At 61.8% G+C, this 20,656-nt stretch carries 19 protein-coding genes and 1 pseudogene; 6 read left to right on the forward strand and 14 right to left on the reverse strand.

The features are described 5' to 3' along the window. The 5 genes and pseudogenes from CKW24_RS00005 to CKW24_RS00025 all read left to right on the forward strand — a co-directional run. Nucleotides 1-103: pseudogene (locus CKW24_RS00005) on the forward strand (pyrroloquinoline quinone biosynthesis protein B); the annotation flags it as partial. A 61-nt stretch (nt 104-164) separates the two neighbouring features. Then, nucleotides 165-917, forward strand: a complete 753-nt coding sequence (gene pqqC, locus CKW24_RS00010; RefSeq protein WP_095164263.1) for a pyrroloquinoline-quinone synthase PqqC — start codon at nt 165-167, stop codon at nt 915-917. Then, nucleotides 914-1,189 carry a pyrroloquinoline quinone biosynthesis peptide chaperone PqqD gene (pqqD, locus tag CKW24_RS00015; protein WP_095164265.1) on the forward strand — a complete coding sequence of 92 codons (276 nt, stop codon included), beginning with the start codon at nt 914-916 and terminating at the stop codon, nt 1,187-1,189. The genes pqqC and pqqD overlap by 4 nt, the downstream gene beginning before the upstream one ends. Continuing rightward, a complete protein-coding gene (pqqE, locus tag CKW24_RS00020; RefSeq protein WP_095164267.1) occupies nt 1,161-2,330 on the forward strand; it encodes a pyrroloquinoline quinone biosynthesis protein PqqE in 1,170 nt (389 codons plus the stop codon). Before pqqD ends, pqqE begins: the two co-directional genes overlap by 29 nt. Continuing rightward, entirely contained in the window at nt 2,296-4,125 is a 1,830-nt protein-coding gene (locus CKW24_RS00025) for a S9 family peptidase (RefSeq protein ID WP_095164269.1), read from the forward strand. The genes pqqE and CKW24_RS00025 overlap by 35 nt, the downstream gene beginning before the upstream one ends. A gap of 33 nt (nt 4,126-4,158) precedes the next feature. On the opposite strand, the gene CKW24_RS00030 is transcribed toward CKW24_RS00025, so the two are convergent. From CKW24_RS00030 to CKW24_RS00050, 5 genes are all read right to left on the reverse strand, one after another. Next, nucleotides 4,159-4,317 carry a YqaE/Pmp3 family membrane protein gene (locus CKW24_RS00030; protein ID WP_003228885.1) on the reverse strand — a complete coding sequence of 53 codons (159 nt, stop codon included), beginning with the start codon at nt 4,315-4,317 and terminating at the stop codon, nt 4,159-4,161. 109 nt (nt 4,318-4,426) lie between these two features. Further along, entirely contained in the window at nt 4,427-4,747 is a 321-nt protein-coding gene (locus CKW24_RS00035) for a DNA-binding transcriptional regulator (RefSeq protein ID WP_095164271.1), read from the reverse strand. After that, on the reverse strand, nt 4,737-5,096 hold the full coding sequence (locus CKW24_RS00040; protein ID WP_095164273.1) for a type II toxin-antitoxin system RelE/ParE family toxin: 360 nt from the start codon (nt 5,094-5,096) through the stop codon (nt 4,737-4,739). Before CKW24_RS00040 ends, CKW24_RS00035 begins: the two co-directional genes overlap by 11 nt. A gap of 249 nt (nt 5,097-5,345) precedes the next feature. Then, a complete protein-coding gene (locus CKW24_RS00045) occupies nt 5,346-6,623 on the reverse strand; it encodes an aspartate aminotransferase family protein (RefSeq protein ID WP_095164275.1) in 1,278 nt (425 codons plus the stop codon). Next, on the reverse strand, nt 6,620-7,318 hold the full coding sequence (locus tag CKW24_RS00050) for an MOSC domain-containing protein (protein WP_095164277.1): 699 nt from the start codon (nt 7,316-7,318) through the stop codon (nt 6,620-6,622). Before CKW24_RS00050 ends, CKW24_RS00045 begins: the two co-directional genes overlap by 4 nt. Before the next feature lie 101 nt (nt 7,319-7,419). Between CKW24_RS00050 and CKW24_RS00055 the strand changes: the two genes are divergently transcribed. Continuing rightward, nucleotides 7,420-8,349 (forward strand): LysR family transcriptional regulator, encoded by a 930-nt coding sequence (locus tag CKW24_RS00055; protein WP_095164278.1) that lies wholly within the window; start codon nt 7,420-7,422, stop codon nt 8,347-8,349. 234 nt (nt 8,350-8,583) lie between these two features. On the opposite strand, the gene CKW24_RS00060 is transcribed toward CKW24_RS00055, so the two are convergent. From CKW24_RS00060 to bioB, 9 genes are all read right to left on the reverse strand, one after another. Beyond that, nucleotides 8,584-10,362, reverse strand: coding sequence for an acyl-CoA dehydrogenase C-terminal domain-containing protein (locus CKW24_RS00060; protein ID WP_095164280.1), 1,779 nt, complete (start codon nt 10,360-10,362; stop codon nt 8,584-8,586). Between the two features lie 205 nt (nt 10,363-10,567). Next, nucleotides 10,568-12,364 (reverse strand): acyl-CoA dehydrogenase C-terminal domain-containing protein, encoded by a 1,797-nt coding sequence (locus CKW24_RS00065; RefSeq protein ID WP_095164282.1) that lies wholly within the window; start codon nt 12,362-12,364, stop codon nt 10,568-10,570. Nucleotides 12,365-12,454: 90 nt separating this feature from the next. After that, a complete protein-coding gene (locus tag CKW24_RS00070; RefSeq protein ID WP_095164284.1) occupies nt 12,455-13,744 on the reverse strand; it encodes a GGDEF domain-containing protein in 1,290 nt (429 codons plus the stop codon). 210 nt (nt 13,745-13,954) lie between these two features. Then, nucleotides 13,955-15,760, reverse strand: coding sequence for a phenylacyl-CoA dehydrogenase (locus CKW24_RS00075; RefSeq protein WP_095164286.1), 1,806 nt, complete (start codon nt 15,758-15,760; stop codon nt 13,955-13,957). A 273-nt stretch (nt 15,761-16,033) separates the two neighbouring features. Next, nucleotides 16,034-16,714 carry a dethiobiotin synthase gene (bioD, locus tag CKW24_RS00080; RefSeq protein WP_095164288.1) on the reverse strand — a complete coding sequence of 227 codons (681 nt, stop codon included), beginning with the start codon at nt 16,712-16,714 and terminating at the stop codon, nt 16,034-16,036. Further along, nucleotides 16,711-17,523 (reverse strand): malonyl-ACP O-methyltransferase BioC, encoded by an 813-nt coding sequence (bioC, locus tag CKW24_RS00085; protein WP_095164290.1) that lies wholly within the window; start codon nt 17,521-17,523, stop codon nt 16,711-16,713. The genes bioD and bioC overlap by 4 nt, the downstream gene beginning before the upstream one ends. Next, nucleotides 17,516-18,247 carry an alpha/beta fold hydrolase gene (locus tag CKW24_RS00090; RefSeq protein WP_095164293.1) on the reverse strand — a complete coding sequence of 244 codons (732 nt, stop codon included), beginning with the start codon at nt 18,245-18,247 and terminating at the stop codon, nt 17,516-17,518. The genes bioC and CKW24_RS00090 overlap by 8 nt, the downstream gene beginning before the upstream one ends. Next, nucleotides 18,240-19,418, reverse strand: coding sequence for an 8-amino-7-oxononanoate synthase (bioF, locus tag CKW24_RS00095; RefSeq protein WP_095164295.1), 1,179 nt, complete (start codon nt 19,416-19,418; stop codon nt 18,240-18,242). The genes CKW24_RS00090 and bioF overlap by 8 nt, the downstream gene beginning before the upstream one ends. A 169-nt stretch (nt 19,419-19,587) precedes the next feature. Then, the gene (gene bioB, locus CKW24_RS00100) at nt 19,588-20,643 is read right to left on the reverse strand and encodes a biotin synthase BioB (RefSeq protein WP_095164297.1); all 1,056 of its coding nucleotides are present in this window, start codon (nt 20,641-20,643) and stop codon (nt 19,588-19,590) included. Nucleotides 20,644-20,656: the final 13 nt, after the last annotated feature.

The raw sequence follows: 20,656 nt of genomic DNA on the forward strand, positions 1-20,656 counted from the left end.
CAACAACACCAATCCGATCCTCGATGAAGACTCGGCCGAGCGTGCCGAGCTGGTGCGGCGCAATGTTGAAGTGGCGTATGACGGCATGAGTATTGTGCTGTAGCGGATGGCCTCATCGCGAGCAAGCACCAAAGCATCCACCGGATGTACACCGGAGAACCGCAATGACCGACACACCGCTGTCCCCCGCCGAGTTCGAAGCCGCGCTGCGGGCCAAGGGCGCCTACTACCACATCCATCACCCGTACCACGTGGCGATGTACGAAGGCCGGGCCAGCCGCGAACAGATCCAGGGCTGGGTCGCCAACCGCTTCTACTATCAGGTGAACATCCCCCTGAAGGACGCGGCGATCCTGGCCAATTGCCCGGACCGCGAGATCCGCCGCGAATGGATTCAGCGCCTGCTCGACCACGACGGTGCGCCCGGTGAAGACGGCGGCATCGAAGCCTGGTTGCGCCTCGGCCAGGCCGTGGGCCTGGACCCCGAGCAACTGCGCTCCCAGGAACTGGTGTTGCCGGGCGTGCGGTTTGCCGTCGACGCCTACGTCAACTTCGCCCGCCGCGCCAGTTGGCAGGAAGCCGCCAGCAGTTCGCTGACCGAACTGTTCGCCCCGCAGATCCATCAGTCGCGCCTGGACAGTTGGCCACAGCACTACCCCTGGATCGACCCGGCCGGTTACCAATACTTCCGCACGCGCCTGGGCCAGGCGCGGCGTGATGTCGAGCACGGGCTGGCGATCACCCTGCAGCACTACACCACCTATGCTGGCCAGCAGCGCATGCTGGAAATTCTCCAGTTCAAACTGGACATACTTTGGAGCATGCTCGATGCCATGAGCATGGCCTATGAACTGAACCGCCCGCCTTACCACAGCGTGACCGAGCAACGGGTCTGGCACCGAGGAATCGCCTTATGAGTTTCGACCGCAGCAGGACCCCCACCTGGCGTCCCGGTTACCGCTTCCAGTACGAGCCGGCGCAAAAAGGCCATGTGCTGCTGTACCCCGAAGGCATGATCAAGCTCAACGAAAGCGCCGCGCTGATTGGCGGCCTGATCGATGGCCAGCGTGACGTCGCCGCGATCATCGCCGAACTGGACAGCCGATTCCCCGGCGTGCCTGAGCTTGGCGAGGATATCGAGCAATTCATGGAGGTCGCCCGTGCACAGCACTGGATCGAACTCGGCTGATCCTGCGGCCCTGCCGGCCAAGCCGGAAGTCGGCCTGCCGCTGTGGCTGCTCGCCGAGCTGACCTACCGCTGCCCGCTGCAGTGCCCCTACTGTTCGAACCCGCTGGACTTCGCCGCACAAGGCCAGGAACTGAGCACCGAACAGTGGCTGAAAGTGTTCCGCGAGGCGCGGGAAATGGGTGCCGCGCAACTGGGCTTCTCGGGTGGCGAACCGCTGGTGCGCCAGGACCTTGCCGAGTTGATCGGCGAGGCGCGCAAGCTGGGGTTCTACACCAACCTGATCACCTCGGGCATCGGCCTCACCGAACAGAAAATCAGCGACTTCAAAAAGGCTGGCCTGGACCATATCCAGATCAGCTTCCAGGCCAGCGATGAGCAGGTGAACAACCTGTTGGCCGGCTCGAAAAAAGCCTTCGCGCAGAAACTGGAGATGGCCCGGGCGGTGAAAGCCCATGGCTACCCGATGGTGCTGAACTTCGTCACCCATCGGCACAACATCGACAAGATCGACCGCATCATCGAGCTGTGCATCGCCCTGGAAGCCGACTTCGTCGAGCTCGCCACCTGCCAGTTCTACGGCTGGGCCCAGCTCAATCGGGTCGGCCTGCTACCGACCCAGGAACAACTGGTGCGCGCCGAACGCATCACCAACGAATATCGCGCCAAACTGGAAGCCCAAGGGCATCCGTGCAAGCTGATCTTCGTCACCCCGGACTACTACGAAGAACGCCCGAAAGCCTGCATGAATGGCTGGGGCAGCATTTTCCTGACCGTCACCCCCGACGGCACCGCGCTGCCCTGTCACGGTGCCCGACAGATGCCGGTACAGTTTCCCAACGTGCGCGAGCACAGCATGCAGCACATCTGGTACGACTCGTTCGGCTTCAACCGCTTTCGCGGTTACGACTGGATGCCCGAGCCGTGCCGCTCGTGTGACGAGAAAGAAAAGGACTTCGGCGGCTGTCGCTGCCAGGCCTTCATGCTCACCGGCGACGCCAGCAACGCTGACCCGGTGTGCAGTAAATCCGAGCATCACGGCATGATCCTCAAGGCGCGCGAAGAAGCCGAGCACGCCACCCAGACCATCGAACAGTTGGCCTTTCGCAATGAACGAAACTCACGCCTCATCGTTAAAGGCTGAAGCCTTGAGCGCCCTCAAAGCCGTGTCCGCGGGGGTCGACTTCGCGGACCTGCAGGTGGGCGCCCAAGGCCTGTTCTGGAATGAATATCGCCCCCAGGATGGCGCCTGCCGGATCTGGCACTGGCGCGAGCAGCACGCCCATTGCCTGACTCCACCCGGTTTCAGCGTGCGCAGCCGGGTCTACGAATACGGCGGCGGTGCATTTTGCCTGGGCGATGACGCGCTGTTCTTCGTCAACGAGGCCGACCAGCAGCTTTACCGCCAAACCCTGACGGGCGCACCACCCCAGGCATTGACCGCGGGCGAGTGCCGATACGGTGATTTGCAGTGGGCCAACGGCCAGGTGTTGGCCGTCGAAGAACAGGCCAACCAGCACCGCCTGGTGGCCATCGCTGCCGAGGGTCAACGCCAGCTGCTGGTGGAAGGTGCGGACTTTTACGCCGCGCCGACCTTGAGCCCCGACGCCCGACAACTGGCATGGATCGAGTGGAGCCGCCCCCATCAGCCCTGGACCGCCACGCGCCTGATGCTCGCCCAATTGAATCCCGACGGCAGCCTGGCCCCACCCCGTTGCGTAGCCGGGGCAGATGTCGAGGAGTCGCTGCAACAGCCGCGCTTCGATGAGCGCGGGCGCTTGTATTGCCTGAGTGACCGAGATGGATTCTGGCAGCCGTGGGTCGACAGCGAATCAGGCTGGCAACCGCTGCCCAGTGCCGTGGCCGACCACGGTCCGGCGCCCTGGCAATTGGGGGGTTGCACCTGGCTGCCACTGGACGAGCAGCGCTACCTGGCCAGCTGGACAGTTGCCGGGTTTGGCCGCCTGGGCCTGTGCTCAGGCCAGCAGGTCGAGGACTACACCGGCGACTACAGCCGCTTTCGCAACCTGGCGCTGGATCAGCAGTTCATCTACTGCATTGCCGCCTCACCGGTCAGTCCCTCTGCCGTCATCGCCATCGACCGCCACAGCCACCAGGTGCAGGTCCTGGCCGGCGGCGTCGCGCTGTTACCCGCCGAGCAGATCAGCCAACCCCAGACCTTGCGCTACCCCAGCGGCAAGGGCGAGGCCCATGGGTTCTTCTACCCAGCCATCGGCAATGTGGAAAAGCCGCCGTTGCTGGTATTCATCCATGGCGGGCCGACCTCGGCCTGCTATCCGATGCTCGATCCACGCATCCAGTATTGGGCCCAGCGCGGCTTTGCCGTGGCCGACCTCAATTATCGCGGCAGCAGCGGCTACGGCCGGGCGTATCGACAGGCCCTGCATCTGCGTTGGGGCGAGGTGGATGTCGAAGATGCCTGCGCGGTGGTCACGTACCTCGCCGCACAAGGCTTGATCGATGGCGAGCACGCGTTCATTCGCGGCGGCAGTGCCGGCGGCTACACCACCCTGTGTGCCCTGGCGTTTCACCAGGTGTTCCGCGCGGGTGCCAGCCTGTACGGGGTCAGCGACCCTGTCGCCCTGGGCCGTGCGACCCATAAGTTCGAGGGTGATTATCTGGATTGGCTGATCGGCGATCCCATCGCCGACGCCGAGCGCTACGCCGCTCGCACCCCGCTGCAACACGCACAGAATATCCAGGTGCCGGTGATCTTTTTTCAAGGCGAACTCGACGCCGTCGTTGTCCCGCAGCAGACCCGCGACATGCTCAAGGCCCTGCAAGACAACGGCATCGCGGCGCAGGCCCATTACTACCCAGACGAACGCCACGGCTTTCGCAAGGCCAGCAATCAGGCCCACGCACTGGAGCAGGAATGGTTGTTTTATCGCGAGGTGATGAAGCCAGCACAGGGCTGATCGCAGCGCGGTTCAACGCTGCGATCCACAGGCTTAACGCTTGGCGATGATGTACACCGCGTGAACGATGCCCGGAATATAGCCACACAAGGTCAGCAGGATATTCAGCCAGAACGCGCCGCCGAACCCCACTTGCAGGAATACGCCCAGTGGCGGCAACAGAATGGCGATGATGATGCGAATGAAATCCATAGGGCAGCTCCTGAGTAAGGTGGGCTGTAATCAGCCACACACCTAATCGACCCGCGGCGTTGGCCAGGGTTCCGTAACCTTCCGGCCAGGTGCCACTATTGCGGCCTGGTCAGGCCAGAATCTCCAACCCATGCTTTTGCACGATGCTGAGCAGTTTGAGGGCCATGCCACTGGGTTGTTTGTCGCCGGCTTCCCACTGCTTGACCGTGGAGGCGCTGGTGTTCAAGTAACGGGCAAACACCGGCTGGCTGACGTTGTTGCGCTCGCGCAGTTGCTTGATCTCCAGCGCCGCAATCGCCTGGGGTACGTGGGCCAGGCACGTCTCGTCGAATTGGCGCATGGTGGTCTTGCTGATGGCCCCGATCGACAGCAAGGCAGCAGCCGAATCGTGAGCCGACTCAAGGGCTTCACTTTTGAATTTATTGCTCATGGTGCATCTCCACAAATTCCTTCATATCCAGCAACTGCCGGACCTGTGTCTCATCAAGCTTTTCATAGGCTTTAGCCAGTTCTCGAAAAGCGGCCAGTTCCGTCTGGCTGATATTGCCTTGATCTTTTTTGGCAAACAGGAATTGGTATATCCAGTAACGGCCGCCCTTGGCCAGGATGATCGAACGGTGTCGGTTTTGGTTCAGGCGTTTTTTCCAAACGCCGCCTCCCAGGCTGTCCGCTTGTCCTTTTAACAACTCGGCAAATGCTGACCTCAACTCATCGTCCCCAATCCAGGCTTTGGCAGCCTGGAGGGCAAAACGCTTGGTCTTGAACAGTCTGATACTCATGGACATCCCTTCCCTGAAAAATACCACCTAGTGGTATGGATAGCCAATCCGACCGTCGTCATTTCTGCGCACCGGTATCGGCAATCCTTGCCGACTCCATAAAAAGCCATTGTTGCGGTTACCGCTCAAGCCCTGAATAGGCTCCTGAAAATCGTCGGGACAAAAAAAACGCCCCATGCCAAAAGGATCAGGCATGGGGCGATGCGTTATACCGCGAGACGGTTCGGGAATTCAGGTGTTGCGATCACGTCAGACCGCGATGCCTTTGCGACATTGCAATTGGGCGGTGCGCACCCGGGCAAAGGCGCGCGCCAGGCGCAGGAGCATTTCGTCGATGTTGGCCTGGCTGACGGTCAGCGCCGGGGTGAAGCGCAGGCAGTCGGCTTGTGGGGCGCTGATCAGCAGGCCTTCGTACATCGCGGCCTTGACCACGGCGTCGGCCGAGTCATCGCTGAGCCTGAGCCCCCAGAGCAGGCCGTGACCGCACAACTCGCCGTGCCCGTAGCGATTGGCCAGGCGCGCCAAGCCTTCGTGCAGGTGTTGAGCGCTGTCGCGTACATGTTCGAGAAACCCGTGATCGAGCACGCTATCGAGCACTGCCAGGCCAGCCGATGCCATCAGGGCATTGCCGTGATGGGTGCCGTCCAATTCGCCCGGTTCAAAACAGCAGGCGCTGCCCCGGGCCAGCAAGGCCGCCACCGGCACTCCGCCACCGAGGCCCTTGCCCAACACAACAATGTCGGCCCGCACGCCATATAGCTGTTCAGCCAGCAGTCGACCGCAACGGCCCATGCCGGTTTGCACTTCGTCGAGGATCAGCAGAATCCCCAACTCACGGCACAAGCGCTCGACGCCCTTGAGGTAATGCTCGGTCGCAGGCAGTACGCCCGCCGCAGCCTGGATCGGCTCCAGCATGATCGCCACAGTCTGCGCGTCCACCGCCGCATGCAGCGCCGGCAGGTCGTTGAACGGAACACGATCAAAACCCGGGAGCCGGGGCTCGAAGCGATTGTCCTGGCAGTCCGAGGCAGACAACGCAGCAAAGCCATGACCATGGCAGCTACCGCTGGCGGTAATGATTCGCGAAGCACCGCCGCGATGCAGTTGGCCCCATTTGCGCGCCAGCTTGATCGCGGCTTCGCACGCCTCACTGCCGGTATTGAGCAGGTACACCTGGTCGCTGCCAGTGCTGTTGCACAGCCGCTCGGCCAGGTTCAACTGGCCGCGATTGAGCAATCCCGAGCCAGGATTGATCAGCGCCTGCGCCTGGGCCGTCAGCGCCTTGACCAGTGCCGTGGGGCTATGGCCGAGGCTGTTGGCTCCGGCGCCCTGGGTAAAGTCCAGGTAGGCGCGGTCAGCGCTGTCCCACAGCCAGGAACCCTGGCCACGGACGAAAATCTGCGGGGCTCGCTCAACACTCGGCATCAGGCACTCACTGGACAGGTTAGCGCTCCTTGCAGGTAACAAACCCTCGGCCGCCAGGTCATCCAGGCTCGGCTGCGGGCGACGCAGGTTGAACAGGTTCATGCGCGCAAACCCTCCAGCGGCAAGCCCAGCAGACGCGCCGTCCAATCCTCGACCCGCCCGCTGCGCAGGCGCTTGATGGCAATATCGCGCCAGCGCGAAGACAGCGCCGGACAATCAATCAGCTTTTTCAAACCGGTATGTTCCAGCGGTTCGCGATAAAAACTGCGCAACGCCCAGGCCACGGTCAGGCCGGGGTAACTGCGCTGGATCAGTTCGAACGGTTGCTCGGCGCTGACAAACCCAGGCTTGAGCACGCGGTAGAACCAGCCACAGCGCCCGGTGTCCTGGGCGAGCTGGGGCAGGATCGGCACACCCCAGCGACGGCTCAGGCGATAGCACGGCGAACGCGGTTGGCTGACCTGCAACAGCGCGCCACCCCAGCGAAACAGATCGCCCAGACACACCTGCTCTTCACCGAGGCCGTGGGTCGAGAGGTTCTCGCCGAAGGCCGGCGCCTGCCAGTCGATCTGTGGATAACGTTTGCGCCAGTACGCGTAGTGCTCGGCCGGGTAGTGATGCAGGGCCCGCTCGGGACCGGTGTGAAAGCGCGGATCGCCGTGCTCGTCACTGCCCAGGCCCTGCGGCCACAACCAGAGTCGATTGGCAATCCGCTCTTTGTCGGTATCGCTGACCAAGCCCTGCCCCAGGTTTTTAGCCTTGCCTATGTAAACACCATCAACGTAAACGGTATTCATCGCGCTCTCTGGCCCTATAAGCCTTGTGAATGCGGTTAGACTAGGCTTCTGCAGGGCGCTGAGCCATTTCGATTTCCCAGCTTTTTCGATAAGAATTACTTATGGATTTTAAGCAACTGCGTTATTTCGTCGCGGTGTACGAAGAAGGCCATGTCGGCCGGGCCGCCGAACGTCTGTCGATCTCCCAGCCGGCGCTCTCGCAACAGATCCGGCAACTGGAACAGAACCTCGATGTGAGCCTGTTCGAGCGCAGCAGCAAACGGCTGCTGCCCACACTGGCCGCGCATACCCTGTACAACCACGCCCTGCCCTTGCTCGATGGCATGCAACGGGCGCGCGAAGCCTTGGGCAACTTCAAGGGCCAAGCCTCGCGCACCTTGGCCATCGGGGTCCTGCAAACCGTGCACACCAGCTTGGTGCCAAAAATGCTTGAGCGGGTGCGTACGGCCCAGCCCCATTTGGTGGTGCAGATCTACGAGCTCACGGGGCTGGAAATCGAACGCCGCCTGCTTAACGGCTCGCTGGACATCGGCATCAGCTACCTGCCGCCGCGCCAGCCGGGGCTGCATGGCGTGCTGCTGTACGAAGACGAACTGACCCTGGTGATCCCCGTCGACCACCCACTGCGCGAATTCAAGAAAGTCTCCATGAGCCAGGCCGCCGAATTGCCAATGTTGTTGCTGGGTGAGGAGTTTCAGATCCGCCAGATCTGGCAGGGACAACTGGCCAGCCTCGGCCGCCGCCCGCAAGTGCAGGCCGAGCTGAACAACATGGCGGGGATCCTCGACAGTTTGCCCCACACCCGGCTGGCGACTGTTTTGCCCGGACGCTCACAGCGCGAGCATGGCAACAAGGCGTTGTTGTGGAAACCGTTGAGTGAACCGCGCGTGCCGCTGAAGGTGGGGTTGGTCTGTCGGGATGTGCAGCGTCAGCAGGCCACCCTGGAATTGTTGCGCAACCTGCTGGAGGATGTGATGGATGGCCCGGACGGGCGCCTGGCGAGCCCGACGGTCCTGGATGCCCAGGGTTGATGGGCAAAACGTAAATCGCAGGCAAAAGAAAACCCCGCCGAAGCGGGGCTTTGCAGACTGTTTCCCTGACATCCATTTCACTCCGCCGTCCTGGCAGAATCCTACGTGTCCGTGTTGTTGCTTTGCGCTTCCTGCGCGACGTCCATATGAGTAGATTAGCTGTGGATCCAATCTGCGAACAGGGGAGAACAGCAGCACGTCATGTAAGCAAATGCTTACATGAGGTTACATTCCTCAGAACTGCGCGGCATCCAACAGGAACAACGACTCGCTGCCGGCTTTGACCGAAGCGCTGAGCGAGTGAATCCGCGGCAGTAAACGGGCGAAGTAGAAGCGTGCAGTGCCCAGCTTGCTGGCGTAAAACTCATCCTGTGTTTCCTTGCCGATGGCAGCCTTGGCCATCAGGGCCCATATGTAGGCGTAGGACACATAGCCAAACACCTGCAAGTATTCGACCGAGGCCGCGCCGATTTCGTTCGGATTACCTTGCACCCGGTCCAGCAGCCAGGCGGTCAGTTCGTCCAGTGTCTCCACTGCACGGTTCAACGGCCGGGTAAATTCACCCAGTTCGGCACCGGCGGTCGCAGTGAAATGACGAATCTCATCAGCGAACAGGTTGTAGAGCGCCCCGCCACTGCCGACGATTTTGCGCCCGACCAGGTCCAGCGCCTGAATGCCGTTAGTGCCCTCGTAGATCTGGGTAATGCGCACGTCGCGTACCAGTTGCTCCTGGCCCCATTCGCGAATGTAGCCATGACCGCCGAACACTTGCTGGCCGTGAATCGTGGTTTCCAGGCCCAGGTCGGTGAGGAACGCCTTGGCGACTGGGGTCAGCAACGCCACCAGGTCTTCGGCACGTTTGCGGGTGGTTGGGTCTTCGCTGAACTTGGCGGTGTCCAGTTGCATGGCCACATAGGTGGAGAAGGCACGGCCACCTTCGTTCGACGCCTTCATGGTCAGCAGCATGCGTCGCACATCAGGGTGAACGATGATCGGGTCGGCAACCTTGTCCTTGTTCTGCGCGCCAGTTGGCGCACGGCTTTGCAGGCGGTCACGGGCGTATTCAACCGCGTTCTGGTAAGAGCGCTCGCCGGTGGCCAGCCCCTGGATACCGACGCCCAGACGCTCGTAGTTCATCATGGTGAACATCGCCGCCAGGCCTTTGTTCGGCTCACCGACCAGGTAACCCACGGCTTCGTCGAAGTTCATCACGCAGGTGGAGGATGCCTGGATACCCATCTTGTGTTCGATCGAACCACAGTTGGCCGGGTTACGTGCGCCCAGGCTGCCGTCGGCGTTGACCATGAATTTCGGCACCAGGAACAGCGAAATGCCTTTCGGACCTGCCGGGGCGTCCGGCAGCTTCGCCAGCACCAGGTGAATGATGTTCTCGGTCAGGTCGTGTTCGCCGCCGGTGATGAAGATCTTGGTCCCACTGACTTTGTAGGAACCATCGGCCTGAGGCTCGGCCTTGGTGCGGATGATCCCCAGGTCAGTCCCGGCATGGGGTTCGGTCAGGCACATGGAACCGGCCCAGACCCCCGCGTACATGTTCGGCAGGTACGTGGCCTTCAGTTCTTCGCTGGCATGAGCGTTGATCGACAGGCAGGCACCGGCGGTGAGCATCGGGTACAGGCCGAACGACAGGCTGGCGGAGTTGACCATCTCCTCGACCTGGGCCGAAACGGTCTTGGGCATGCCCATGCCGCCGAACGCCGGATCGCCACCGACCCCGACCCAGCCCCCTTCAGCGTAGGTCTGATAGGCCTGTGGGAAACCTGCCGGGGTGGTCACGGCACCGTCACTCCAGTGGCAACCTTCTTCGTCGGCGGCCCGGCTCAGTGGCGCGATGCTTTTGCTGGTGACTTTGCCAGCTTCCTCAAGGATCGCCTCGACGGTCTCGGCATCCACGGTGTCGGCCAAAGCAGGAAGTTCTGCCCAGAGCTTGGCCACCTCGAAAACTTCATTGAGGACGAAGCGCATATCGCGCAGGGGCGCTTTGTAGTCAGCCATGGCAAACCTCGTAATACGTGAAAGGTGATTCGTGGGGATCGGGATACAACAAGTGCCGGGAGTGTACCCGAACAACTTTTGCGACACATAGGGTCGACTCGTGACTTATTTGTAATTTTTAGTCACTAAAAACCATTGCGGGCAAGCCTTGCACCGCCTTCCCGGCGTTGCAGGGCTTGCCCGCGATGTGCTTAAACCACCACCGTCAAAGCGCAAACAGCCCTGCTGGTAGCTTCATCAGGCAATCACTGCCTGCCTGCACCGCCGCCCGATGGGCCGCCGTGCGCGGCAGCAGACGCTTGAAGTAAAACTCGCAGGTGGCCAATTTGCCCTCACAGTAGTCGGCATCACCACTGCCCGCCTCCAACTGCGCCTGAGCCACCAGCGCCATGCGCAGCCACAGGTAGGCGTGGATGATGTAACCGCTGTACATCAGGTAATCCAACGCCGCGGCCCCCACTTCATCAGGGTTCTTCAGCGCCGCCATCCCGACCTGGGTGGTCAGTTCACCCCACTGCTGATTGAGCCCGTCGAGCTGCGCGACATACGTCTTGAGCTGTGGATGCCCGGCGTTGGCGGCACAGAACTTGTGGACGATTTTGGTAAAACCGCGCAGCAACTGGCCCTGGCTGCCCAGTACCTTGCGCCCCAGCAGGTCCAGCGCCTGGATGCCGTTGGTGCCCTCGTAGATCGGCGCAATGCGGCAGTCACGCACCAACTGCTCCATGCCCCACTCGCGGATATAGCCGTGGCCACCAAAGACCTGCATCCCGTGGTTGGTCACCTCCAGGCCGGTTTCGGTCATAAACGCCTTGCAGATCGGCGTCAGGAACGCCAACAGGTTCTCGGCGTCCTGGCGTTGCTCGGCGTCGCTGGACAGGTGCGCGGCATCGAGCAATTGGGCGGTGAAGTAGGTCAGCGCCCGATTGCCTTCGTTGAAGGCTTTCATGGTCAGCAGCATGCGCCGCACATCGGGGTGGACGATGATCGGGTCGGCGGCTTGTTCCGGGGCCTTGGGCCCGGTCAGCGCGCGCATCTGCAGACGCTCGTTGGCGTACTTGATCGCGCCCTGGAAACTCGCCTCGCCCAGGCACAAGCCCTGCATCCCGGTGCCGAGCCGAGCGTGGTTCATCATGGTGAACATGCAGTTCAGGCCTTTGTTCGCCTCGCCGATCAGGTAACCCGTGGCGCCGTCGAAGTTCAGCACGCACGTGGCCGAGGCCTTGATGCCCATCTTGTGCTCGATCGAACCACAGGTAACCCCGTTGCGCTCGCCCGCCTCGCCTTGGCTGTCGGGCAGGAACTTGGGCACGATGAACAGTGAGATACCTTTGGTCCCGGCCGGCGCATCCGGCAGCTTGGCCAGAACGAGGTGAATGATGTTGTCACTCAGGTCGTGCTCACCGGCGGAGATGAAGATCTTGCTGCCGGTGACCGCGTAGCTGCCGTCGGCTTGGGGCACCGCGCGGGTCTTGATGATCCCCAGGTCAGTGCCGCAATGGGCCTCGGTCAGGCACATGGTGCCGGTCCACTGGCCGGCCGTGAGTTTGCCCAGGTAGGCCTGTTTCTGCTGCTCGGTGCCGTGGGCGTGAATGGCCGACATCGCACCGTGGGTCAGGCCCGGGTACATGCCCCAAGAGGTGTTGCTGGAACCGACCATCTCGCTGATCACCAGCCCCAGTGAACTCGGCAACCCTTGCCCACCATACGCCGGGTCCGCCGCCAGCCCATGCCAGCCACCTTCGACATACTGGGCGAACGCCTGCTTGAAACCCTTGGGGGTGGTGACCACGCCATTGTCGAAATGGCAGCCTTCTTCGTCACCCGAGCGGTTCAGCGGGGCCAGGACGTTTTCGCAGAAGCGGGCGCCCTCTTCGAGGATTGCATTGACCATGTCCGGGCTGGCATCGGTAGCCCCGAGCGCGGCGTAGTTGGCATGGAAGTCAAACACGTGGTCGATCAGAAAGCGCATGTCGCGCAGGGGGGCTTTGTACTCAGGCATGGTCATTGCTCCGTCAGCAGATCCCTGCAACCTACTGCCGCACGCCACCCCGGACAATCACAGTGCAAGCGCTGAATGCGCCATCATCACTCAATCCGTTGCCCCGTCCATGCGCACCGCGCCACGGCGGCTCTGCCCAAACGCCATCACACAATTTCGCCCGGCCCCCTTGGCGCTGTAGAGTGCCTGGTCGGCGCTTTTCAACACCTCTTCCGGCGTACGCTGCGCCAGGCGCTCGGCAACCCCGATGCTCACCGTGACCGCCACGCTGCAAGCACTGGCCCCGGAGCGGCGCTGCCGACCTTGTTGATCGTCCAGGGGCCGGCTGTCTTGATTGCGCAGCTGAATGTTGTAGCTGGCAATCGCTTCGCGGATCTCCTCCAGGTACGGCAAACACTCTTCAAGGCTCTTGGCCGCGAATACCAGGGCAAACTCTTCGCCGCCATAACGATAGGCACGGCCACCGCCACCGATCTTCGACAATTTGCTGGCCACCAGGCGCAGCACCTGGTCGCCGACATCATGCCCGTGGGTGTCGTTGAATTTCTTGAAGTGATCGACGTCGCTCATGGCCAGCACGTAATTGCGGCCCAGCCGTTGCAAGCGCTCGTTCAGCGCCCGCCGCCCGGGCAAACCGGTCAGCTCATCGCGAAACGCCATCTGGTAGGCCTCGTGTGCCACCGCGGCGGCGATCATCAACATCACCTGGCTGCACATGATATTCAGGGTAAACGGCAGGATGAAGGTCTTGGGCAGCATCCAGAACAAGCCGAGCAGGCCCACCAGTTGGGCCGCGTGCAAAGGTCGGGGATGGCGCCAATATTGGTAGGCCAATAACCCAAAGGCCGCGAGGAACAGCGGGTACGCCAGCTGGATCAGGCTCATCCAGGCCCCATGCAGCGCCGGCCAACGGATTTCCGCCAGCCAGGCCTGCACGGCCTGGGGATAACTTTGCTCCAGGGCCAGGGCCACACTGCCCACGGCCAGCAGTACCGCGAACCGCGCGACCAGGTCCTGAAACAGATGGGTCCGCTCCTGCCACGCCGCGAATGTCCCGTACAACACGGGCAGCAGCAGGCAGCAGAGATGGAAGATCACCGCGGCGTCTTCGCGTACCCCGCCAAAGTCACGGTAATAGTCGGTTTGGGTGTCGAGCAGAAAGTAGGCGATGTACACCGTGACCATCATGAACAGTTCACGCTGGCGTCGGTAAACCGCGCAGTACGCGCCGCCGAGCAGCAACACCAGGGTCGGCAGGACGTTGAACAACGAGGTGAAAAACACGTTGAGTTCCCTGACGTAAGCCACTGCGAGGCCTGCGAGCAATAGCAGCAGCGAAGGCAGGAAGTGACTCAAACGTACAGCAGAGGAACGCGACAAGGGTAAAGCTCCGGCCCGGCAAATTGATTGATGGCATTATGCCTTCATGCTGGCACGACAGTGCATGAAATGTACTGTCTACGGTTCTTTAACGGCCGCCATAGCGCACGGTTGGGTGTTTCAGCCGGGGGTTTGTATCGCTTTATTTCGGGAATAAAAAAACCGCTGCACCCGAAGGTGCAGCGGTTTGTTGAAGGACCTGCCTTAGGCTCAGTAGCCCAGTGCGAAGTCTTCTTCTTTCATGTCCATCAGGTTGTTGGCGCCCGACAGCATGGTTACAACGTGAGTGCGGGTACGCGGCAGGATACGCTGGAAGTAGAATCGCGCAGTCTGCAACTTGGCGGTGTAGAACGCCTCTTCGGTCGTGCCGGCAGCCAGTTTTTCGGCTGCCAGGCGCGCCATGTCAGCCCAGAAGTAGGCCAGGCAGACGTAACCGGAGTACATCAGGTAATCCACGGAAGCCGCGCCCACTTCTTCGCGGTCTTTCATCGCGGCCATGCCGACCTTCATGGTCAATTCGCCCCACTCTTTGTTCAGTGCTGCCAGCGGTGCCACGAATTCCTGGACCGCTTCGTTGCCTTCGTTGGTCTGGCAGAACTTGTGCACGATCTTGGTGAAGCCTTTCAGAGCCTCGCCTTGGGTCATCAGCACTTTACGACCCAGCAGGTCGAGAGCCTGGATGCCGGTAGTGCCTTCGTACAGCATGGAAATACGGCTGTCGCGAACGTTCTGCTCCATGCCCCACTCGGCGATGAAGCCGTGGCCGCCATAGATCTGCACGCCGTGGTTGGCCGATTCAAAACCGACTTCGGTCATGAAGGCTTTGGCGATTGGCGTCATGAAGGCCAGCAGTGCGTCGGCTTTCTTCTTCTCTTCTTCATCTACGCCGTACTTGACGATGTCGACCTGCTTGGCGGTGAAGTAAACCATTGCACGGTTGCCTTCGGCGAATGCCTTCATGGTCAACAGCATGCGACGAACATCCGGGTGCACGATGATCGGGTCAGCGGCTTTTTCCGGGGCTTTCGGCCCGGTCAGGGAGCGCATCTGCAGGCGATCGCGAGCGTATTTCAGGCCACCCTGGAAGCCGATTTCGGCGTGGGCCAGGCCTTGCAGGGCGGTACCCAGGCGTGCGGTGTTCATGAAGGTGAACATGCAGTTCAGGCCTTTGTTCGCCGGGCCGATCAGGAAACCGGTGGCCTCGTCGAAGTTCATCACGCAGGTGGCGTTGCCGTGGATACCCATCTTGTGTTCCAGGGAACCACAGGTCACGGCGTTGCGCGCACCGATGCTGCCATCGGCGTTGGGCATGAACTTTGGAACGATGAACAGGGAAATGCCTTTGGTGCCAGCCGGAGCGTCCGGCAAGCGGGCCAGTACGATGTGGACGATGTTATCGGCCATGTCGTGTTCACCGGCCGAGATGAAAATCTTGGTCCCGGAAACCTTGTACGAACCATCGGCCTGTGGCTCGGCCTTGGTGCGCAGCATGCCCAGGTCGGTGCCGCAGTGCGGTTCGGTCAGGCACATGGTGCCGGTCCATTCGCCGGAAACCAGCTTGGTCAGGTAAGCCTCTTGCTGCTCTGGCGTGCCGTGCTCGGAGATGGTGTTCATCGCGCCGTGCGACAGGCCAGGGTACATGCCCCACGACCAGTTGGACTCGCCAACCATTTCGCTGACTGCCAGGCCCAGGGACTCCGGCAGGCCTTGGCCGCCGTGCTCGATGTCGTGCGCCAGGCTCGGCCAGCCGCCTTCAACGAATTGTTTGTAGGCTTCCTTGAAACCAGTTGGCGTCTTAACGCCCGACTCGCTCCAGGTGCAGCCTTCGGTGTCACCCACGCGGTTCAGCGGAGCCAGCACCTGCTCACAAAACTTGGCGCCTTCCTCGAGAATGGCGTTAACCATGTCCGGGGTAGCGTCCTGGCAAGCCGGAAGGCTCTGATAGTGCGCTTCGTAGCCGAGCAGTTCGTCACGAACGAAGCGAATATCACGCAAGGGGGCCTTGTAGTCAGGCATAGCGATAAACCTCTGCTGATGTAACCGGGAATGAACGACCGCGATGATTTGTTGTGACGGTCAAACAGTTGTTTGAAACATACGTTTACGCTGAAATCTTGTCAAGCGTCGATCCTTCGCCGTTCGTCAACGGCCTCCTGAATTACGCACACAACAAAGCGCACGGCCGATGCACAAAGCATCACCGTGTGTCACAAAGATTAGTTGAAGGAGCAGCAATAGCCCGGCCCGACAGCGTATCCATCACGCTGTCGACCAGGGAAGGAGTGGGCGTTAGTCGAGCAGATCCAGTTGCAGGTGTTCGGCCACCGCTTCGGCGGTGACCACCTTGAGTTTCGGTACCCGTCCCAGGCAAGGCGCGGGCAGTCGCTCGGCCAGGGTTGCGAGGTTTTCTTCCAGGCGTGAGGTCTTGGGTTCGATGATATTGGCCACCCACCCGGCCAGTTGCAGTCCGTCGCGGGCAATCGCTTCGGCGGTCAGCAAGGCGTGATTGATGCACCCCAGGCGCACCCCGACCACCAGGATCACCGGCAGGCCCAGCGCCATCGCCAGGTCCGACAGATTATCCTGGTCGGCCAGCGGCACACGCCAGCCACCGGCGCCCTCGATCAAGGTGAAGTCCGCCTGCTTATCGAGGATATGGCGCATCGGCGCCACCAGCGACTGGACCGTCAGCGCAACACCGGCCTCGCGTGCCGCCAGATGGGGGGCGATGGCCGGCTCGAACGCCTGCGGATTAACCTCGGCGTAAGTCAGCGGCAACGAACACTGTGCCAGCAACGCCAGTGCATCGGCATTGCGCAGGCCCTTGGGCGTCACGTCGCAACCGGAAGCCACTGGCTTGCCGGCCGCCGTGCTCAACCCTGCCAAGCGTGCGGCGTGCAACAGGCCGGCGGCCACCGTGGTCTTGCCGACATCGGTATCGGTGCCCGTGATGAAATACGCTGCGCTCATCGAGGTTTCTCCAATACGGCATAGACCACCTGATACGTGGCTGGCAGCCCTTGCGCCTGACGGAACTGCTCATAGGCGGCGATCAAACCACTGATGCGCGCCCGACCTGTCAGCCCACCTGGCCGACCCGGATTCAGATTATGCGCGCCCAGCGCTTTAAGTTCATGGGTCAAGCTGCGCACGTCCGGATAATGCAGCACATGGGCACACTGCTGCAGGTCCAGCACGTTCAAACCGCTGGCCGCACATAACTGCTGATAGCGGCTGAACTCACGGAACCGATTGACGTGCACCTGGCCGTCGACCTGCCGCCAACTGTCGCGCAGTTCATACAACGTGCCGACGCACAGGCTGGCAAAGGCCAACACTCCTCCCGGCTTGAGCACCCGATAGGCTTCACTGAGCACCGTGGCAAAATCGGCGCACCACTGCACCGCCAGGCTGGAAAACACCAGTTCGCAACTGGCGTCCTGCAGGGGCAGGCGTTCCGCGTCCCCGGCAATGAAATGCTGCGCCCCGCCCAAGGGCCTGGCGTGCTTGAGCATGCCTTCAGCGATGTCCAGTGCCACTCCGGCGCTCGCAGGAAACTGCTCTTGCAGCGCTCGGCTGAAATACCCGGTGCCGCAGCCCATGTCTAGCCAAACAGCAGGGACAAAATCTTCCGGTAACCGACGTAACAACTCACTACCCACGTCGCGCTGCAACTCGGCCACGCTGTCGTAACTGGCCGCCGCGCGGGAAAAGGACGCCGCTACCTGGCGCTTGTCGGGCAAACCGCCGGGCAGGTTGGGAAGAGACAAATCAGTCATCACCGCACTCGTGCAAAAAGGCTTGGATCGCCCCCGCCACACCGTGGGGGTCTTCCAGAAGAAACGCATGACTGGCCTGTTCAATCAGACCAATTTCAACATCGGGCAACAGGCTCAACAGCTCGCCCGCAGCCTCGGCCGGCACCAAGCCATCGAGGCCGGCAAACAGATGCAACTGCGGCCCGCGGAAAGCCTGCAAGGCCTTGCGGGTGTCCAGTTGGGCGAGCAGTTCCAGGCCACTCATCAGCACCGCTGGCGCCGTATGGGGGGCTCCGCCCAACAACAGCCGCGACAGGCCGCGCGAGTCTTCGGCGCCCTGGGCGCAGAGCAGGCTGAAGCGTTTGAGGGTGGTGCGCGGGTCGGCGTTGCAACCGGCCAGGAACCCGTCGAACGTCTGCGCCGGCATGGCGCTGGACCACTCGGCATGGGCGACAAACGATGGATTGCTCGCCAGCGTCAGCAGGCCACAGCAGCGCTCGCCACGGCGGGCGGCCAGTTCTGCAGCGAGCATCCCGCCCAGTGACCAACCGCCCAGCCAGGCGTCTTGCGGCACACTGGCGTCGAGTTCTTCGAGCCATTCATCAAGGTCGCTGGAGTCCAGCTCCGGCAAGGGTTCGATCTCCACCCGCAGGTGTTCGTCGAGACCTTGCAACGCGGCCGCCAACGGCTCCAGTGGAGAAATACCCAGGCCCCAGCCCGGCAACAGAATCAGTCGATCACGCATGGTTCGCCGCCGCTCCCAGATGCTGTACACAATCGGCCAGCCCTTCTAACAATAGCTGCACCTGTGCCTCGCTGTGGGCGGCGGTCAGGGTCACGCGCAAACGGGCGCTGCCGGCCGGCACGGTGGGTGGGCGAATCGCCGTGACCATCAATCCGCGCTCACGCAGCATCTGCGAGAACCGCAGCGCTCGCCCGGCATCGCCGATCATGATCGGCTGAATCGGCGTGGCGCTGTCCATCAGTTCCAGGCCAATCTGTTCGGCACCCTGGCGGAACTGGCGGATCAGCACCTGCAGATGCTCACGTCGCCAATGCTCGCTGCGCAACAACTCCAGGCTCTTGAGGGTCGCGCAGGCCAGGGCCGGCGGTTGGCTGGTGGTGTAGATGTACGGGCGAGCGAATTGGATCAGGCTTTCGATCAACTCTTCACTGCCAGCCACAAACGCACCGGCCGTACCGAAGGCCTTGCCGAGGGTGCCGACCAATACCGGCACATCTTCCTGGCTCAGGCCGAAATGCTCGACCACTCCACCGCCAGTGGCACCCAGCGGACCAAAACCGTGGGCGTCATCGACCATCAGCCAGGCGCCCCTGGCTTTGGTTTCCCGAGCCAGGGCGGGCAAGTCGGCAATGTCGCCATCCATGCTGAACACGCCATCGGTAACCACCAGGGTATTGCCGGTGGCCTTCTCCAGGCGCCTGGACAGGCTTACGGAGTCGTTGTGCAGGTAGCGATTGAAACGCGCCCCCGAGAGCAAACCGGCATCCAGCAACGAAGCGTGGTTGAGACGGTCTTCCAGCACCGTATCGCCCTGCCCCACCAGCGCCGTGACTGCCCCGAGGTTGGCCATGTAACCGGTGGTGAACAGCAGCGCCCGCGGGCGACCGGTCAGGTCGGCTAGGGCCTCTTCCAGTTCGTGGTGCGGCGTGCTGTGGCCGATCACCAGGTGTGAAGCGCCACCGCCCACACCCCAGCGTGCCGCGCCCGCGCGCCAGGCTTCAATCACTTGGGGATGATTGGCCAGGCCCAGGTAATCGTTGTTGCAGAACGCCAGCAACGGCTGTCCATCGACCACCACTTGTGGGCCCTGCGGGCTGTCGAGCAGCGGGCGCTGGCGATAAAGGTTTTCGGCACGACGGGCAGCAAGGCGCGCAGCGAGATCGAAAGACATGCAGGCCTCGAGTGTCAGATCACATAAATCAAATGAACACGATCCCTGTAGGAGCGAGCCTGCTCGCGATGAACGTTAACGATGACGCGTGTTACCTGAATAAAAACGCGTCGTTTTTGAGTTCATCGCGAGCAAGCTCGCTCCTACAAGGGTTACGCATTCCAGACGATCAAACAGCGGCGTTATAGAACTGCTCGCTGCTCTTTTGCTCCACCAGCGCCTGTTCGATGGCGGCCTGGTGGACCTCGTCGGCATGCTCTTCGCGAGCCTCCGGCAAGATGCCCAGGCGCGCGAACAGCTGCATGTCCTTGTCGGCCTGCGGGTTGGCGGTGGTCAGCAATTTGTCGCCGTAGAAAATCGAGTTGGCACCGGCGAAGAAGGCCAGGGCCTGCATTTGCTCGTTCATGGCCTCACGGCCAGCCGACAGGCGCACATGGGATTGGGGCATCAGGATGCGCGCGACGGCCAGCATGCGAATGAAGTCGAACGGGTCGATGTCTTCGGCGTTTTCCAGCGGTGTGCCCGCCACTTTCACCAGCATGTTGATCGGCACCGACTCCGGGTGCTCCGGCAGGTTGGCCAACTGGATCAGCAGGTTGGCGCGATCGTCCAGCGACTCGCCCATGCCCAGGATCCCGCCCGAGCAGATCTTCATCCCCGAATCACGCACATAGGCCAGGGTCTGCAGACGCTCGCTGTAGGTGCGGGTGGTGATGATGCTGGTGTAGAACTCCGGCGAGGTATCGAGGTTGTGGTTGTAGTAGTCCAGGCCCGCTTGCGCCAGGGCCGCGGTCTGGTCCTGGTCGAGCCGGCCCAGGGTCATGCAGGTTTCCAGGCCCATGGCCTTGACGCCTTTGACCATCTCCAGCACGTAGGGCATGTCTTTGGCCGAGGGGTGTTTCCACGCCGCGCCCATGCAGAAACGGGTCGAACCGATGGCCTTGGCACGAGCGGCCTCTTCCAGGACCTGCTGCACTTGCATCAGCTTTTCTTTTTCCAGGCCGGTGTTGTAGTGACCGGACTGCGGGCAATATTTGCAATCTTCCGGGCAAGCGCCGGTCTTGATCGACAGCAGGGTCGAGACCTGGACGCGGTTGGCATCGAAATGCGCACGGTGCACCGTCTGCGCCTGGAACAACAGGTCATTGAAAGGCTGAACGAACAGCGCTTTAACTTCGGCCAAAGACCAATCGTGACGCAATTTGGCGGTGATGCTGGCGCTCATCGGCTCATTTCCT

This window comes from Pseudomonas sp. Irchel 3H3 (assembly GCF_900187635.1).
Lineage (GTDB): Bacteria > Pseudomonadota > Gammaproteobacteria > Pseudomonadales > Pseudomonadaceae > Aquipseudomonas.